Genomic DNA, 17,682 nt, shown 5'->3' with positions numbered 1-17,682 from the left:
CCACCGCACCGACCGCACCACCCAAGGAGCAACAGCGTGATACCGGAACCCGACATCCTCGTCGTCGGCGGCGGCCTCGGCGGCGTCGCCGCGGCGCTCGCCGCCTGCCGGGCCGGCCGCAGCGTCGTCCTGACCGAGGAGACGGACTGGATCGGCGGCCAGCTCACCAGCCAGGCCGTACCGCCCGACGAGCACCCGTGGGTCGAACAGTTCGGCACCACCGCCACCTACCGGCGCCTGCGCGAGGGCATCCGCCAGTACTACCGCCAGTGGTACCCGCTGCGCGCCGAGGCCGCCGCCCTCACCGACCTCAACCCCGGCGCCGGCCGGGTCAGCAAGCTCTGCCACGAGCCGCGCGTCGCCCTCGCCGTCCTGGAGGGCATGCTCGCCCCGCACCGGGCGGCCGGGCGGCTCACCGTCCTCACCGAGCACCGGCCGGTGGCCGCCGAGACCGACAACGATGTCGTACGCGCCGTCACCCTGGAGGACCTCCGCGACGGCACCCGCCGCACCGTCCCCGCCCGCTACGTCCTGGACGCCACCGAGACCGGCGAACTGCTCCACCTCGCCGGCGTCGAGCACGTCAACGGTGCCGAGTCCCGCGCCGAGTTCGACGAACCGCACGCCCCCGACCGGGCCCAGCCGGGCAACCAGCAGGGCATCACCGTCTGCTTCGCCCTCTCCCACCACGAGGGCGAGGACCACACCATCGACCGCCCCGCCGACTACGGCTTCTGGCGCGACTACAAGCCCGAATTCTGGCCGGGACCGCTGCTCGGCTTCGAGGCCCCCGACCCGCGCACCCTGGAACCGGTGCCGCGCACCTTCGAACCCAACCCCGACCTCGACCCGCTGGCCGTCAGCGCCGACCAGAGCGCGGACGCCGGCGACAAGGAACTGTGGGGCTTCCGCCGCATCCTCGCCCGCAAGCTGCACACCGAGGGCGCCTTCGACTCCGACATCACCCTCGTCAACTGGCCCCTCAACGACTACTGGCTCAAGCCCTACATCGGCCAGGAGACCGAAGCCCTGCGCGAGGCACGGCAGTTGTCCCTGTCGGTGCTGTACTGGCTGCAGACCGAGGCGCCCCGCACCGACGGCGGCACCGGCTTCCCGGGACTGCGGCTTCGCCCCGACGTGACCGGCACCGCCGACGGCCTCGCCAAGGCGGCCTACGTCCGCGAGTCCCGCCGGATCAAGGCCGTCACCACCGTCACCGAGCACGACGTCTCCATCGACCTGCTCGGCCCGTACGGCCGCACCCGCCATCGCGACTCCGTGGGCGTCGGCAACTACCGCATCGACCTGCACCCCTCCACCGGCGGCGACGGCTACGTCGACATCGGCTCCGTCCCCTTCGAGATTCCGCTCGGCGCGCTCGTCCCGCGCCGGGTGCGCAACCTGCTGCCGGCCGGCAAGAACCTCGGCACCACCCACATCACCAACGGCTGCTACCGCCTGCACCCGGTGGAGTGGAACGTCGGCGAGGTCGCCGGCGCCCTCGCCGCCCACTGCCTCGCCGAGGACGTCGAGCCGCACCGGGTGCAGGCCGAGGACAAGCGGTTCGAGGAGTTCGCCGCGGTGCTCGACCGCGACGGCGTACAGCGTCACTGGCCCGACGTCAGGGGCTACTGAACGACCCCGCGCGCGACGCGAGTTCGGGCGGGGCAGCACCACCTGCCCCGCCCGGTGACCGCCCGCGTGCGGACCGACCCAGCACAAGGAGGTGCCCGGACATGACCACCCACCGCATCCGCGTCGGCATCGACGTGGGCGGAACCTTCACCGACGCCGTGGCGGTCGACGCCACGACGCTCCGGCTCGTGGGCCAGGTGAAGGTCCCCACGAGCCACCATCACGAGGACGGTGTCGCACACGGCATCGTCGAGGCCCTGGACCGGCTGCTGAAGCAGACCGGACACGAGCCCGCCGACGTGGCCTTCCTGGCACACGGCACGACCCAGGCTACCAACGCCCTTCTGGAGGGCGACGTCGCCACCGTCGGCCTGCTCGGCATCGGCACCGGCGGCGGTACGTACTTCACCCGCAGGCTCGCCACCCTCGCCAAGCTCGAACTGACCCCCGGCAAACGGCTCCCGCTGCGCTACGCCCACGTGCCCGACCCCGAGGACGCCCCCGCCGTACGGGCCGCCGTCGAACAGCTCACCGCCGCCGGAGCCCAGGCCCTGGTCGCCAGCGAGCCCTTCGGCGTCGACCGGCCCGAGGGCGAGGAGGCGGTCGCCGACGCGGCCCGCGCCACCGGGCTGCCGACCACCGCCGCGCACGAGATCACCTCCCTGTACGGGCTGCGCAAGCGCACCCGCACCGCCGTCGTCAACGCGGCGATCCTGCCGCGCATGCTGGCCACCGCCGACCTCGTCGACGCCTCCATCACCAAGGCCGGTGTCACCGCGCCGCTCATGGTGATGCGCTGCGACGGGGGAGTGATGTCCCTGGACGAGATGCGCCGCAGGCCCCTGCTGACCGTGCTGTCCGGGCCGGCCGCCGGGGTCGCCGGCGCGCTCATGCAGGAACGCGTCAGCGAGGGCGTGTTCCTGGAGACCGGCGGCACCTCCACCGACATCAGCGTCGTCAAGCGCGGCAAGGTCGCGGTACGGCACGCCGTGCTGCTCGGGCGGACCTCCTACCTCAACGCCCTGGACGTGCGCACCGTCGGCGTCGGCGGCGGCTCCATGGTGCGGGTCTCCGGCGGCCGGGTCACCGGCACCGGACCGCGCAGCGCGCACATCGCCGGGCTGCCGTACGCCTGTTACGCCGACCCGGCCGACCTGCGGGACGCCAGGCTGACCACCATCAGCCCGCTGCCCGGCGACCCCGCCGACTACGCCGTCCTGGACGCGGCCGGCGGCCGGTTCGCCCTCACCATGACCTGCGCCGCCAACGCGCTCGGCCGGATCCCCGAGGGAGACTTCGCCCACGCCGACCCCGACACCGCCCGCGCCGCGCTGGCCCCGCTCGCCGCCGCCCTCGGCACCGACGTGGACACCGCCGCCACCCGGCTCCTGGACGCCGGCACCGACCAGGTGAAGTCCGTCGTGGACGACCTCGTACGCGAATACCGGCTGGACACCGACACCGCCGTCCTGGTCGGCGGGGGCGGCGGCGCCGCCTCGGTCACCCCGCACCTGGCCGCCCGCACCGACATGACCGGCCGCATCGCACAGCACAACGAGGTCATCAGCCCCATCGGCGTCGCCCTCGCCCTGGTCCGCGAACAGGTCGAGCGGATCGTGCCGGGCGCCACCCAGGAGCAGATCCTCGCCGTGCGCGCCGAGGCGGAGCGGGCGGTGGTCGCACAGGGCGCTGCCGCCGACGGCGTCGAGGTCGAGGTCACCGTCGACCCGCAGACCAACGTCGTACGCGCCATCGCCACCGGCGCCACCGAACTGCGTACCCAGGACCGGGCCCACCGCGCCGACGACGCCGAGCGCCTGCGGCTGGCCGCCGCCAGCCTCAAGACCGACCCGTCGAAGGTGCACCTCCTCGCGGGCACGCCCGCCCACACCGTGTACGGCACCGAGGTCCACCGCCGCTTCCGGCCCGTCCGCCACCCGGTGCGGGTGGTCGACGCCGACGGGGTCGTCCGCCACCACGCGCCGGACGCCCGGGTCGAGGCGACCACCGTCGCCGCCGCCCCCGAGGTGCTGGCCAAGCTGGTCGCCGAACACACCTCCTACGGCGACGGAGGCGTCCGCGCCCCCGCCGTACGGCTGCTGCTCGGCTCCCGTATCGCCGACCTCTCCGGCGTCCTCGACCCGCAGCCGCTGCTCGCCCTCGCCCGCAGCGAACTGCGCTCCCGCGCCGCCGACGAACCGGTGGTCGCCGTACTGGAGGTGCGCGAATGAGCGGGTCACGGGTCCCGGTGGCGGCCGACCTCGCCGCCACCGACGACATCGGGTGGGCGGTGCGGCTGCTGGCCGCCACCCCGACCCACGAGCACCGCGAGCCGGAGCTGCTGCGCCGGTGGGCGCGGGCAGCCGACGCGTTCGGCTCCGCCCTGGCACCCGTCGCGTGCCGGGCGCGGATCGTGGAGCGCGACGGCGGACTGGAACTCGGGCTGCTCGCCCGGTACACCTCCAGACCGCCCACCGTCGAGCTGTACACCGACACGGTCGACCTCGCCGAACGGGTCGTCGACGCCCGCGGCTGGCGCGACTGGTACCCGCCCGGCTCCGTGCGGGCGGCCGCCCTCGCCCACGAGGCGGTGCACGTCCACCTCCACCACGGCCCCGCGAAGGCCGCCCTGAAGCGCGCCCTCGGCCACAGCGCCCTGCGCCTGGGGCGACTGCAGGTACCCGGCCACGTCGCCGGCGCCGAGGAAGTGGCCGCGCACGCCTACGCCCGCACCGTCTGCGGACTCGGCCGCAGCCCCCTGCTGCTGACCGCGGCCCTGGCCGCCGAGACCGAGTCCGGGACGGCTCCCGGGACCACCCCACCACCCGCACGTGACGCAAGAAGAGAGAACTGACCCATGGGTGTCGTCATCCTCCTCGTCATGGCGGCCGGCGTCGCCGCGATGCTCACCCGCAAGCTCCCCACCGCCTTCGCGCTGGTGCTGCTGGCCGTGGTCATCGCCTTCCTCTCCGGCGCGCCCCTGACCGGCAAGAACAGCGTCCTGGACACGGTGCTCCAGGAGGGCGCCCCGGCGCTCGCGGCGACGATGGTCGCCATCATCCTGGGCTCCTGGCTCGGCAAGCTGCTCGACGAGACCGGCATCGCCGGCACCCTCGTCCGCAAGATCGTCGAGTTCGGCGGCGACCGGCCCACCGTGGTCGCCCTCGGTGTCCTCGCGGTCTCCGCACTCGTCGGCACCGTGACCGGCTCCGCGCCGGCCGCGATGCTGGCCGGGATCATCGGCATCCCCGCGATGGTCGCGGTCGGCGTGCCCAAGGTGACCGCCGCGGGCACGGTGCTGATGGGCATCGCGGTCGGCGTCCCCTTCGAGCTGCCCGTCTGGCAGTTCTTCTCCACCGCGCTCGACCTGCCGGTCGACACCGTCCGCGGCTTCATGGTGAAGCTGTTCCCCTTCGCCCTGGTCGCCGCGGTCGCCTACGTCGTCATCGAGAACCGGCGGCGCGGCACCGAGCACGCCTGGTCGCTCAAGTCGGTCTCCGCGCGCCCGCCCTCGCGCCGCGAACGGCTCGGGGACGCGCCCTGGTACGCGCTGCTCGCCCCCGTGATCCCGCTGGTCCTGGCCCTCGGCCTGGAAGTGGCCATCATCCCCTCGATGCTGGCCGGTGTGCTCTACGCGCTGGTCACCACCACCCGGCCCGGCGAGATGAACAAGCGGCTGCTGCGCACCCTGTACGGCGGCTTCGAGGTGGCCGCGCCGCCGCTCGCCCTGTTCGTGGCGATCGGCATCCTGCTCGCGGCCGTCAAACTCCCCGGCGCGGTGGACGCGCTGGAGCCGCTGATGAAGGCGGTCAGCCCGCAGAACCCGGTGCTGTTCGTCATCGTCTTCACCGCGCTGGTGCCGCTGTGCCTGTACCGCGGCCCGCTCAACGTGTTCGGGCTCGGCGCGGGCATCGCGGGCGTCCTCATCGCCACCGGCATCTACCCGGCCGTCGCCGTCCTCGGCATGGCCACCTCGTACAACCAGGTCTTCGGCGTCGCCGACCCGACCAGCACCCAGACCGTGTGGGCCGCGCAGTACGCGGGCGTCGGCCCGCAGCAGGTCATGGTCCGCACCCTGCCCTACGTGTGGCTGGTCGCCCTCGGCGGGATGTGCGTCACCGCCGCCCTGTACCTGTGACACATCCGTACGCGTGACACCCCCTCACCCAGGAGTCGACATGCACGAGCCGCACCTCGACCGCCGTCTGTTCCTGAAGGGCACGGCCGTCACCGGCGCCGCCCTCGCCCTGGGCGCCACCGCCGCGCCCACCGCCTCCGCCGCACCCGGCGGCTTCCCCGACTACACCTACGTCCGCACCCTGCTGACGCCGTCCAAGCTCGCCTACAACCCCACCGGCGAGATCATCTTCCCGACCGTCCGCGGCGTCTACGACCGGCTGCCCGCGAGCGGCCGGCTCGGCCGCTACTACCTCTACTACGCCCCGCACGACGCCCCCGGCGGCATCTGCCTGGCCTACGGCGACTCGCTGGAGGGCCCCTTCACGGAATACCCGCACAACCCGATCGTCTCCAACAAGTGGTCCCCGCACTACTCGGTCAGCCACGTCTCCTCGCCGCACGTGATGTGGCACGCCGGGCGGAAGGAGATGTGGCTCTACTTCCACGGCGAGAACACCACGACCAGGCTCGCCCGCTCCACCGACGGCATCCACTTCACCTACGACAAGGTCGTGCTGAACACCTCGATGCTGCCGTCCGGCACCACCGAGACCTCCTACGCGCGGGTCTTCCCGCACGAACTGCCCTCGCGCGGCGCGCACTACGTCATGGTCTTCATGGTCAACAACACCACCAACCACCGTGACATCGGCTGGGGCTGGTCCGCCGACGGCCGCACCTGGACGTTCGCACAAGAGCCCCTGGTGCGCCACGGCGACGTCGGCGCGGTCAACGTCGGCGGCCCGCACCTGCTGCACCGGAACAACAGCACGTACGTCGTCTACAACAAGGACAAGGAGAGCGGCGGCGACCTGATGATCACCGAGGTCGGCAACGACTTCTCCCGACGCGACCACCTCGGGGTCTTCTACAACTCCCGCTCCTCGGCACCGGAGAACGGCCGTGCGGCCTCCCCGTCCTTCGGCACCGACCGCGGCGTCCCGTACATGATCTACGAGGCGGGGGAGCGGCTGGCGGGTTCGATCGCCATGGCCCGCGGCTGACCCCCGGGTACGCCGCCGCACACGGCAGCGGGGCCGCACGTCCGGATCGGACGGGCGGCCCCGCTGTCTGCTCGACCGGTGCCTCAGGCGACGGGCGCCGGGTCCTTGCCGGCCGGCGCCGTGGGGCCCTCGCCGGACTCCTCGGCCAGACGCTCCATGCCACTGGTGGTCTTCAGCGGCTTCTCCTTGATGAAGACGACGGCGACCAGCGCGAGCACCGCGAACGGCGTGGCGATCAGGAACAGGTCGGCCGTGGCGACGGCGTAGGCGTGCTCGACGATCGTCCGCATCGGGCCGGGCAGCGTGGACATGTCCGGGACGCTGCCCTCGCCCGAGCCGCCACCACCCGGCACGGCGATGCCGGCTGCGCTGAGGCCCTTGGTCATCTCACTGGCGACCCGGTTGGCGAGGATCGCGCCGAGGACGCTGACGCCGATGGTGCCGCCCATGCTGCGGAAGAACGACAGCACGGAGGTCGCGGCGCCCAGGTCGGCGGCGGGCACGTCGTTCTGGGCGGCCAGCACCAGGTTCTGCATCAGCATGCCGACGCCGACACCCAGGACGGCCATGTAGAGGCTGAGCAGGCCGAAGTGGGTCTTCGCGTCGATCGTGGCCAGCAGCGCGAGGCCGACGGCCATGATCAACGCGCCCGCCACCAGGTACCGCTTCCACTTGCCGGTCCGGCTGATCACCTGTCCCGCGACGGTGGACGAGACCAGCAGGCCGAGGATCATCGGCAGGCTCATCAGACCGGCGACGGTCGGCGACTTGCCCAGGGAGATCTGGAAGTACTGCGAGAGGAAGACGGTCCCGCCGAACATGGCGACACCGACCAGGAGGCTGGCGACCGTGGTCAGGGTGACCGTGCGGTTCCTGAAGATGCCGAGCGGAATGACCGGCTCGGCGGTGCGGGCCTCGACGAACACCGCCGCCACCAGCAGCAGGACGCCGCCGACCGTCAGGGCGGCGGTCTGCCAGGACGCCCAGTCGAACTCGTTGCCGGCCAGCGACACCCAGATGAGCAGCGCGCACACACCGGCGACGATCAGGAGGGCGCCGAGCCAGTCGATGCGCACCTCGCGCTTGACGGTGGGCAGGCGCAGGGTGCGCTGCAGCAGGGCGATGGCGAGCAGCGCGAACGGGACGCCGATGAAGAAGCACCAGCGCCAGCCCAGCCACGAGGTGTCCACCAGGACGCCGCCGACCAGCGGTCCGGCCACGGTGCCCACCGCGAAGACGGCACCGAAGATGCCGGCGTACTTGCCCAGTTGGCGCGGCGGGATGACGGAGGCCATCACGACCTGCGCGAGAGCGGTCAGACCGCCCGCGCCGATGCCCTGCACGACCCGGCTGAAGATCAGCAGACCGACGCCGTGCGAGAAGCCGGCCAGCAGCGAGCCGACCACGAACATGCTCAGCGACAGCTGGAGCAGCAGCTTCTTGTTGAAGAGGTCGGACAGCTTGCCCCACAGGGGCACCGTCGCGGTCATCGCCAGGAGTTCGGAGGTGACGACCCACGTGTAGGACGACTGGCTGGCGCCCAGGTCGGCGATGATCGTGGGCAGCGCGTTGGCCACGACCGTGCCGGCCAGGATCGCGACGAACATGCCGGCCATCAGGCCCGACATCGCCTGGAGTATCTGCCGGTGGTTCATGGAGGTGGGCGGCGCGTCGGCGGGCGCCTCGGTAGCGGTCACGGAATCTCTTTCGGTTCAGGTCCTGTTGGGTCGCGAGCCCGGCGCGGAGGCTACGCGGAGGGTGCCGGAAGACCGGCGGCGAGGAGGGTGAACACCTCGTGGAAGACGTCGAGGAAGGCGGCTTCCTCCTGGTGGGCGGACCAGTGGTCCATGCTGGTGCGCACCGCGGCGCCCGCCACCGCGGCCAGCAGCCGCGGGTAGAGCCCCGACCCGGGGCCGGTCACGGACCCCGGCCCGGCTCCGGAACCCGGGCCGCTCGTGCCGCCGATCCCGCGCAGGCGTTCGGCGATGGCGTCGGCCAGGTCCGCCTCGGCCGCCATGTGGGCCCCGACGCCGCGCGCCAGGAGATGCGGCGAGGCGTGCAGGACCTTGGCGTGCAGCCGCCACAGTTCGTGCTGCTGTTCCGCCTCGGCCAGCTCCGCCGCCATGGCCTCGCGCAGGGCCTCCAGCGGGGACAGTTCGGCCGGTGCGTCGAGGACGGCACGCCGCATGCGCGCGCCCGCGTCGGCGTCGACCACCACGAAGGCGTCGTCGCGGCTGTCGAAGTAGTTGAAGAAGGTACGCACCGACACCCCGGCCGCGGCGCTGATCGCCTCGACGGTGACCTTCTCCGCCCCGTGTTCGGCGGCGAGCCGTACCGCGGCCTCGGCCAGAGCGGCACGCGTGGCCCGCTTCTTCCGCTCCCGCAGACCGCCCCCGGCGGCACCCTTCTCCGACATAAGTTGCATGGTATGCAAAGATGCACAGCATGCAAAATTGGCGCCGACCCCTCGGTGAGGGATCGGCGCCCGCCGTCGCAGCCGTGTCTCAGGCTGCCAGTCGTGCCAAGGTCTCCTCGAAGGGGACGGCGTCCCCGGCGGGGCGGTTGTGCGGCAGCCGGGCGAGGACCGCGGCCATGCCGCAGGTGTTGGTCACCCCGGAGAAGACCAGTCCCGCGCCTATCGCGCCGGACAGCCAGTGCGCGGGGCGCCAGAACCGTCCCGCCACGAAGCCGGCGGCGACGAGCGATCCGGCGGCGAGGCGCACCTGCCGGTCCATGGGCCACGGAGCGCGCGCCCCGGCCGGACGCTCGACGGGGTGACCGGCCGCCGCCCAGGCGCTGGTGCCGCCCTCGAGCGTGGCCGCCTCCACGCCCCGCCCCGCAAGGCGCGCGCAGCCCTTGGCGGACCGGTTGCCGGAGGCGCACACCAGCAGCAGCGGCCTCCGTGCGGCGGCCGCCCCGAGGGCGTCGGCGGCCTCGTCGAGGCGCTCCAGCGGAATGTTGTGCGCGCCGGGCAGGTGCCCGCCGGCGTACTCGCCCGCGGAACGGACGTCGACGACGGTGAACTCGCCCAGGCGGACCGCCGCCTGCCCGGGGGTCACGGCGGTCACGGTGGCGGCGGCCACGGGGGTGGCCGGTTCGATGGGGGTGCTCACGTACGGAAACCTTTCTCGTTGCTGTCCCCCCGCGCGGTAGGATACCCGCGGGGGTATGTGGGGATCGACAGTGATCAGTTGGACATCGGACGGAGGAGGGTCAGAAGCGTGGAACTCGACATGTCGGCCGACGAACTGAAGTCGGCGCTGAACCGGCTGCGGCGCGCCCAGGGACAGCTCGCGGGAGTCATCCGGATGATCGAGGAGGGCCGCGACTGCGAGGACGTGGTCACCCAGCTCGCCGCCGTCTCCCGGGCCCTGGACCGGGCCGGCTTCTCGATCATCGCCACGGGACTGCAGCAGTGCATGACCAGTGACGACCCGGAGGTGCGGGACTCGGCGCAGATGCGGGCCCGGCTGGAGAAGCTCTTCCTGTCCCTGGCCTGACGCGTCCCTGGCCTGACGCGCCCGGGCGGGGCGGCGGATCACAGGACCGCCGTCGCGCCCATCGCCACGGCCACGGCGAGCAGCACGGCACCGAAGACGCGCCGCAGTGTCGCCGCGGAGACCTTCGTGGCCAGCCGCCTGCCGTCCCAGGCCCCGAGGACGGCGGTGGCCAGGAACGGCAGGAGCAGCCCGAGATCCAGGTGCACGGCGCTGTGCGCCCGGCCGGCGAGGGCCACCAGCGCGTTGGCGGACACCACCAGCAGGCTCGTGCCCACCGCCGCGCTCATCGGCACCGCCAGCACCGTCACCAGGGCGGGCACCGCCAGGAAGCCGCCGCCGACCCCGAGGAACCCGGTGACCGCGCCGAGACCGGCCCCGGCTCCGGCCGCGCGCGTCCCCGACACGGTGCCGTTCTCCGGCGGCGTACGCCGGCGCAGCATGTGCAGGCCGGCCAGTGCCGCCAGGGCCGCGAACAGCACGGTCAGCACCGCCTCCGGCACCCGTGCCGACAGGGCCCCGGCCACGGCGGCCGGCAGCACACCCGCCGCCGCGAACAGCAGCCCGGCCCGCCACCGCACCGTCCCCGCCCGGGCGTGCGCCACCAGCGCGGTGACCGACGTGACGATCACGACGACCAGGCTGGCGGTGGTCGCCGCCGCCGGGGTGAAACCGAGCAGGTAGATGAGCGCGGGCACGGTGAGGATGCTGCCGCCCGCCCCCAGCGCGCCCAGGGACACGCCGGCCACGGCGCCGGCGATCAGGGCGAGGATCAGCGGCGTCATGCGGCGGTGTCGTCCGAGGGTGTCACGAGCGGCAGACCGGCCCCGGCCGCCGCGGCGAAACCGTCGTCGACCGCGACGACCTCGCGGCCGGCGGCGTCCAGCACGGACGCGGCGACCGCCGCGCGCATCCCGCCCGCGCAGTGCACCCACACCGTGCCCCGCGGCACCTCGGCCAGGCGCCGGTGCAGCTCGTGGACGGGTACGTGCACGCTGCCCCCGATCCACCCGTGGGCGCGCTCGGCGTCCCGGCGCACGTCGAGGACCACCACGTCCGCGCCGTCCCGCCGCGCCGCGGCCAGCTCGGCGAACGTGGCGCGGCGGAACGAGGCCGGCCGGTCCCCGTCCGCGACCCAGTCGGACGGCTCGCCCACCGCCGCCGCGGCCGGGCGGTCGATGCCCACCCGGGCCAGTTCGCGCTGGGCGCGGGCCAGGTCGTCCGCACTGTGCGCGAGCAGCGTCACCGGCCTGCCCCACGGGATCATCCAGGCCAGATAGGTCGCGAGCTGACCGTCGACCTCGAAGTTGACCGACCCGGCGACATGGCCGGCGGCGAAGGCCACCCGGGAGCGCAGGTCCACGACCCACTCGCCGGCGGCCAGGCGCCGGGCTATCTCCTCCGCGTCGGCCCGCCGGGGCGCGGTGAGATCCAGGGGGGCGGGTCCTTCGGTGTTCACCGGCGCCATGTGGGCGTAGTAGGCGGGCACGTCGTCCAGCCCCGCCAGCAGCTCCCGGACGAAGGTCTCCACGTCCTGGACGAGCGCCGGGTTGGCGGCCTTCTCGGCGCCGATGGTGCTGTGCTCGCCGCCGGAGGCGGAGGACGAGCAGAAGCTGCCGAAGCCGTGCGTGGGCAGCACGCTCACGCCGTCCTCGAGCTGACCCGCGAGACGGTGTACGGAGGCGTGCTGCGCGCGGGCCAGCTCCTCGGTCAGCCGCGGCTCCACGAGGTCGGGCCGGCCCACGGTGCCGATCAGCAGCGAACCGCCGGTGAAGGCGGCCACGGCCCGCCCCGCCTCCTTGAGGACGTACGAGGTGTGGTGCGGCGTGTGGCCCGGCGTGGCCACCGCGCGCAGCTCCAGTCCCGCGTCGACCGGCTCCACGTCACCGTCCGCCACCGCCACCCGCGCGTACGCCACCTCGGCCCCGGCCGGCACCAGATAGCGCGCGCCGGTGAGGCGGGCCAGCTCCAGGCCGCCGGTGACGTAGTCGTTGTGCACGTGGGTCTCGGCGACGGCGGTGATCCGCACCCCGCGCCGGGCGGCCGCGGCGACGACGCGGTCGATGTCCCGCGGCGGGTCCACGACCACGGCCGAGCGGGGACCGCCCGCCAGGTAGCTGCGGTTGCCCAGTCCCTCGGTCTCCAGGACGTCGACAAAGAACACTGCGCTCTCTCCTTCCGCTTCCGAATTACCCTCCGAATTACCCCCGGGGGTATCTCTCCCGGCCACCGTAACAGATATACCCACGGGGGTATTCTTGAGCGAGGATCGACGGCTTCGCGGGTCCAGAACGCCACCGTTGCGGGCGCTGCCGCAGAATCTGGGCAACTCCTGTGTGCGGAACTGAAGTTGGGGTATCCGGTGCACCAGCACGGTCGACACCGGGGTCGGCGCCGGTGACGACCGTGCTCTTCTCGTCACGCACCGTCGTCAGGCTCCCCCCGGCACCGGCGCCCCGTGACCCGTTCGGCACACGACGTGACCCGAACGGTCCTCTCGGGTACCCGCCCGGTCGGCGCAGGGTTGGGATGTGCACGGGCACCCCGTGCCCGCGCGCCCCGACCGGCTGTCCCGACACGGAAGGACCACCGATGTCCGTCGACACGCAGCAGGCGCCCACCGAACTCTCCGAGGAGGAGCTCGCCGGCCTGGACGCCCACTGGCGCGCCGCGAACTACCTGTCCGTCGGCCAGATCTACCTGATGGCCAACCCACTGCTGGCCGAACCCCTGCGCCCCGAGCACGTCAAGCCCCGGCTGCTCGGGCACTGGGGCACCTCACCCGGCCTCAACCTGGTCCACACCCACCTCAACCGGGTGATCAAGGCGCGTGACCTCGACGCCCTGTGTGTCTGGGGCCCCGGCCACGGCGGTCCCGCCGTCCTGGCCAACGCGTGGCTGGAGGGCTCGTACACCGAGACCTATCCGGACATCACCCGGGACGCGGCCGGCATGGCCCTGCTCTTCAAGCAGTTCTCGTTCCCCGGCGGCGTACCGAGCCACGTCGCACCCGAGACGCCGGGCTCCATCCACGAGGGCGGCGAACTGGGCTACGCGCTCTCGCACGCCTACGGCGCGGCCTTCGACCACCCGGACCTGACGGTCGCCTGCGTGATCGGCGACGGAGAGGCGGAGACCGGCCCGCTGGCGACGTCCTGGCACTCCAACAAGTTCCTCGACCCGGTGCACGACGGCGCCGTCCTGCCGATCCTGCACCTCAACGGCTACAAGATCGCCAACCCGACGGTCCTCGCCCGCCTCCCCGAGACCGAGCTCGACGAACTGCTGCGCGGCTGTGGACACGATCCGATCCACGTCACCGGCGACGAACCCGCCGCCGTCCACCGCGCGACGGCCCGCGCCATGGACACCGCCCTCGACCGCATCGCCGCGATCCAGCGGGCCGCCCGCGAGGAGGGCGCCACCGGCCGCCCCCGCTGGCCCATGATCGTCCTGCGCACGCCCAAGGGCTGGACCGGCCCCGCCGAGGTCGACGGACTGCCCGTGGAGAACACCTGGCGCGCCCACCAGGTGCCCCTGTCCGCCGTACGCACCAATCCGGAGCACCTGGCGCAGCTGGAGCAGTGGCTGCGCTCCTACCGCCCCGAGGAACTGTTCGACGACGCCGGGGCCCCGCGGCCCGCCGTCCTCGCCGCCGTTCCCGAGGGGCACCGCCGCCTCGGCGCCACCCCCTTCGCCAACGGCGGCCTCCTCCTGCGCGACCTGCCCCTGCCCGCCCTGGAGAAGTACGCCGTGCCCGTCGACGCGCCCGGCGCGAGCATGCACGAGCCCACCCGGGTCCTCGGCGAGCTCCTGCGGGACGTCATGGACGCCACCGCCGACCGCCGCGACTTCCGTCTCGTCGGCCCCGACGAGACCGCCTCCAACCGCCTCCAGGCCGTCTACGACGCCAGCGGCAAGGCCTGGCAGGAACAGACGCTGCCCGTCGACGAGAACCTGGACCGGCACGGCCGCGTCATGGAGATCCTGTCCGAACACACCTGCCAGGGCTGGCTGGAGGGCTACCTGCTCACCGGCCGGCACGGGCTGTTCTCCTGCTACGAGGCCTTCGTCCACATCGTCGACTCGATGGTCAACCAGCACGTCAAATGGCTGCGCGTCACCCGCCGCCTGCCCTGGCGTGCGCCCATCGCCTCCCTCAACTACCTGCTCACCTCCCACGTGTGGCGACAGGACCACAACGGCTTCTCCCACCAGGATCCCGGCTTCGTCGACCACATCCTCAACAAGAGCCCCGAAGCCGTGCGGGTCTACCTGCCGCCGGACGCCAACACCCTGCTCTCCGTCGCCGACCACGCCCTGCGCAGCCGCGACTACGTCAACGTGATCGTCGCCGGCAAGCAGCCCTGCTTCGACTGGCTGTCCATGGAGGAGGCCCGCGTGCACTGCGCGCGCGGCGCCGGCATCTGGGAGTGGGCCGGCACCGAGGACGGCAGCCGCGAACCCGACGTGGTGCTCGCCTGCGCGGGAGACGTCCCGACCCAGGAGGTGCTGGCCGCCGCCCAGCTCGTCCGCCGCCACCTGCCCGGACTCGTCCTGCGCGTGGTGAACGTCGTCGACATCGCCCGCCTGCTGCCCAGCGGCGAACACCCGCACGGCATGAGCGACTTCGAGTACGACGGCCTGTTCACCGCCGACAAACCGGTGATCTTCGCCTACCACGGCTACCCCTGGCTCATCCACCGGCTCGCCTACCGGCGCACCGGCCACGCCCATCTGCACGTGCGCGGCTACAAGGAGATCGGGAGCACCACCACACCGTTCGACATGGTCGTCGGCAACGACCTGGACCGCTACCGCCTGGTCATGGACGTCATCGACCGCGTGCCCGGCCTCGCCGTCCGCGCCGCCGCCGTACGGCAGCGCATGGAGGACGCCCGGCTGCGGCACCACGACTGGATCCGCGAGCACGGCGTGGACCTGCCCGAGGTCGCCGACTGGACCTGGGACGGCGCGCGGTGACCGCGACCCCGACGACGTGGGACTACGAACACTACGACGCCGCGGAGGAACGGCTGCGCGAGTCCCTGTGCACCCTCGGCAACGGCTACTTCGCCACCCGCGGCGCGCTGCCCGAGTGCGCCGCCGACGACGTGCACTATCCGGGCACCTACGTCGCCGGCTGCTACAACCGGCTCACCTCCACCGTCGCGGGGCGCGAGGTCGAGAACGAGGACATGGTCAACCTGCCCAACTGGCTGCCGCTGCGCTTCAGGGCCGCCGGGGAAGACTGGCTCACGCCCGACACCGCCGAGGTGCTCGACCACCGCCAGACCGTGCACCTGGACTCGGGCGTGCTGGAGCGCCGCACCGGTTTCGCGCTCGGCGGGGAACGCGCGCTCTACGTGCGTCAGTTGCGCCTCGTGCACATGGCCGATCCCCACCTCGCCGCCCTGCGCACCGAGTTCACGGTCGAGGGCGGTCCGGTCGACCTGGAGGTGGCGGCTGCCCTCGACGGGGGCGTCACCAACTGCGGGGTGCCGCGCTACCGGGACCTGGACGGCCACCACCTCACCCACGTGCACACCGGAAACGCCGACGAGGACACCGTGTGGCTGCGCTGCCGGACCCGCACCTCGGACACCCGGATCGGGATGGCCGCCCGTACCACCGCCGACGCGCCGGTCACCGCGGCGCGGGAGCATCTGTGCGTCACCCAGCGCACCGTCCTGCACGTGGCACCGGGCCGCACCGCCACCGTCGACAAGGTCGTGGCCCTGCACACCTCGCGCGACCCGGCGATCAGCGACCCGCTCCAGGCCGCCGTCGACCGGGTGGCCGAAGCCCCCGGCTTCGACGACCTGCTGGTCACCCACCGCACCGCCTGGGGGCAGCTGTGGCGCCGCGCCGAACTGGAGGTGCCCGGCGAGGCGGGCAGCATCCTGCGCCTGCACCTCTTCCACGTGCTCCAGACCCTCTCCCCGCACACGGCCGACCTCGACGTGGGCGTACCGGCGCGCGGACTGCACGGGGAGGCCTACCGCGGCCACGTCTTCTGGGACGAGCTGTTCGTCCTGCCCTACCTGAACCTGCACTTCCCCGAGGTGTCGCGGGCCCTGCTGCACTACCGGCACCGCCGCCTGGAGAAGGCCCGCTCCGCGGCCCGCGCGATCGGCGGGCGGGGCGCGCTCTACCCCTGGCAGAGCGGCAGCGACGGCCGCGAGGAGACCCAGCAACTCCACCTGAACCCCCGCTCGGGCCGCTGGCTCCCCGACCACTCCCACCTCCAGTACCACGTGGGCTCCGCCGTCGCGTACAACGTCTGGCAGTACTGCGAGGCCAGCGGCGACGCCGAGTTCCTGCACACCAAGGGCGCCGAGATGCTGCTGCAGATCGCGCGCTTCTGGGCCGACTCGGCCACCTGGGACGAGCAGTTGGGCCGGTACCGCATCCGAGGCGTCGTCGGCCCCGACGAGTACCACGAGGCCTACCCCGGCGCCGACCGGCCCGGTCTCGACGACAACGCGTACACCAACGTCACCGCCGCCTGGGTGCTGTCCCGCACTCTCGAGGTCCTCGACGGCCTGCCCGAGCCCCGCCGCCGCGAACTCGTCGAGCGCACCGCGCTGGACGACGCGGAACTGGAACAGTGGGACAGCGTCTCCCGCACCCTCCACGTCCCCTTCCACGAGGGCGTCGTCAGCCAGTTCGAGGGGTACGGCGACCTCGCCGAACTCGACTGGTCGGGCTACCGGGAGCGGTACGGCGACATCCGGCGCCTCGACCGCGTGCTGGAGGCCGAGAACGACAGCGTCAACAACTACCAGGCGTCCAAACAGGCCGACGTCCTCATGCTGGGCTACCTGTTCTCCCCGGCCGAACTGCGCGCCCTCTTCGGCCGCCTGGGGTACCGCCTGGACGAGGAGACCTGGCAGCGCACCGTCGACCACTACCTGGCCCGCACCAGCCACGGATCCACCCTCAGTGGACTCGTCCACGGCTGGATCCTGGCCCGCGCCCGCCGCGCCGAGGCCTGGGACTACTTCCAGGAGGCGCTCAAGGGCGACGTCGCCGACCTCCAGGGCGGCACCACGGGCGAGGGCATCCACCTCGGCGCCATGGCGGGCACCCTCGACCTGGTCCAGCGCGGGCTGACCGGCCTGGAGACCCGCGCGGGCGCCCTGTGGCTGGACCCGGTGCCGCTGCCGGAGCTGTCGTCGTACGGGTTCTCCGTGCGCTACCAGGGCCACTGGGGCGTGCGGTTCCGGCTGGAGCACGGCCGGCTGGAGATCGCCGTGCCCGCGGCCGGACCGCTGCCGATCGACGTCCGGCTGCCGGACCGCGAGGTGCGTCTCCAGCCGGGGGACACCTGCCGGCTGGTGCTGCCGGACTGACCGGGCCCGCCC

At 73.1% G+C, this 17,682-nt stretch carries 13 protein-coding genes; 8 read left to right on the top strand and 5 right to left on the bottom strand.

The features are described 5' to 3' along the window. Window positions 1-36: 36 nt before the first annotated feature. From D1J63_RS01630 to D1J63_RS01610, 5 genes are all read left to right on the top strand, one after another. Window positions 37-1,635 carry an FAD-dependent oxidoreductase gene (locus D1J63_RS01630; RefSeq protein ID WP_125627392.1) on the top strand — a complete coding sequence of 533 codons (1,599 nt, stop codon included), beginning with the start codon at window positions 37-39 and terminating at the stop codon, window positions 1,633-1,635. A 101-nt stretch (window positions 1,636-1,736) separates the two neighbouring features. Next, window positions 1,737-3,866: a hydantoinase/oxoprolinase family protein gene (locus D1J63_RS01625; RefSeq protein ID WP_125627391.1), complete on the top strand. Its 2,130-nt coding sequence runs from the start codon at window positions 1,737-1,739 to the stop codon at window positions 3,864-3,866. After that, on the top strand, window positions 3,863-4,489 hold the full coding sequence (locus D1J63_RS01620; RefSeq protein ID WP_125627390.1) for a hypothetical protein: 627 nt from the start codon (window positions 3,863-3,865) through the stop codon (window positions 4,487-4,489). Before D1J63_RS01625 ends, D1J63_RS01620 begins: the two co-directional genes overlap by 4 nt. A 3-nt stretch (window positions 4,490-4,492) precedes the next feature. Further along, complete coding sequence (locus tag D1J63_RS01615) at window positions 4,493-5,773, top strand: TRAP transporter large permease subunit (RefSeq protein WP_125627389.1); 1,281 nt, start codon at window positions 4,493-4,495, stop codon at window positions 5,771-5,773. 40 nt (window positions 5,774-5,813) lie between these two features. Then, window positions 5,814-6,818 (top strand): twin-arginine translocation signal domain-containing protein, encoded by a 1,005-nt coding sequence (locus D1J63_RS01610; RefSeq protein WP_125627388.1) that lies wholly within the window; start codon window positions 5,814-5,816, stop codon window positions 6,816-6,818. Window positions 6,819-6,901: 83 nt separating this feature from the next. On the opposite strand, the gene D1J63_RS01605 is transcribed toward D1J63_RS01610, so the two are convergent. The 3 genes from D1J63_RS01605 to D1J63_RS01595 all read right to left on the bottom strand — a co-directional run bounded on the left by D1J63_RS01605 (window position 6,902) and on the right by D1J63_RS01595 (window position 9,931). Continuing rightward, window positions 6,902-8,473, bottom strand: a complete 1,572-nt coding sequence (locus D1J63_RS01605) for an MDR family MFS transporter (RefSeq protein WP_176156114.1) — start codon at window positions 8,471-8,473, stop codon at window positions 6,902-6,904. 92 nt (window positions 8,474-8,565) lie between these two features. Next, the gene (locus D1J63_RS01600; RefSeq protein WP_125627387.1) at window positions 8,566-9,243 is read right to left on the bottom strand and encodes a TetR/AcrR family transcriptional regulator; all 678 of its coding nucleotides are present in this window, start codon (window positions 9,241-9,243) and stop codon (window positions 8,566-8,568) included. A 79-nt stretch (window positions 9,244-9,322) separates the two neighbouring features. Next, window positions 9,323-9,931 (bottom strand): rhodanese-like domain-containing protein, encoded by a 609-nt coding sequence (locus D1J63_RS01595; protein ID WP_240798596.1) that lies wholly within the window; start codon window positions 9,929-9,931, stop codon window positions 9,323-9,325. A gap of 108 nt (window positions 9,932-10,039) precedes the next feature. Here D1J63_RS01595 and D1J63_RS01590 point away from each other — a divergent pair, with 108 nt between their 5' ends. After that, on the top strand, window positions 10,040-10,318 hold the full coding sequence (locus D1J63_RS01590; RefSeq protein ID WP_003978241.1) for a metal-sensitive transcriptional regulator: 279 nt from the start codon (window positions 10,040-10,042) through the stop codon (window positions 10,316-10,318). A gap of 38 nt (window positions 10,319-10,356) precedes the next feature. Here the strand turns inward: D1J63_RS01590 and D1J63_RS01585 are convergent, their stop codons facing one another. After that, entirely contained in the window at window positions 10,357-11,100 is a 744-nt protein-coding gene (locus D1J63_RS01585) for a sulfite exporter TauE/SafE family protein (protein WP_125627386.1), read from the bottom strand. After that, on the bottom strand, window positions 11,097-12,479 hold the full coding sequence (locus D1J63_RS01580; protein WP_125627385.1) for an MBL fold metallo-hydrolase: 1,383 nt from the start codon (window positions 12,477-12,479) through the stop codon (window positions 11,097-11,099). The genes D1J63_RS01585 and D1J63_RS01580 overlap by 4 nt, the downstream gene beginning before the upstream one ends. A 428-nt stretch (window positions 12,480-12,907) precedes the next feature. Between D1J63_RS01580 and D1J63_RS01575 the strand changes: the two genes are divergently transcribed. After that, window positions 12,908-15,298: a phosphoketolase family protein gene (locus D1J63_RS01575; protein WP_125627384.1), complete on the top strand. Its 2,391-nt coding sequence runs from the start codon at window positions 12,908-12,910 to the stop codon at window positions 15,296-15,298. Next, the gene (locus D1J63_RS01570; RefSeq protein ID WP_125627383.1) at window positions 15,295-17,670 is read left to right on the top strand and encodes a glycosyl hydrolase family 65 protein; all 2,376 of its coding nucleotides are present in this window, start codon (window positions 15,295-15,297) and stop codon (window positions 17,668-17,670) included. The genes D1J63_RS01575 and D1J63_RS01570 overlap by 4 nt, the downstream gene beginning before the upstream one ends. Window positions 17,671-17,682: the final 12 nt, after the last annotated feature.

It is taken from the genome of Streptomyces sp. KPB2, assembly GCF_003950055.1.
Lineage (GTDB): Bacteria > Actinomycetota > Actinomycetes > Streptomycetales > Streptomycetaceae > Streptomyces > Streptomyces salinarius.
This window is presented reverse-complemented; position numbering and strand designations above follow the sequence as displayed.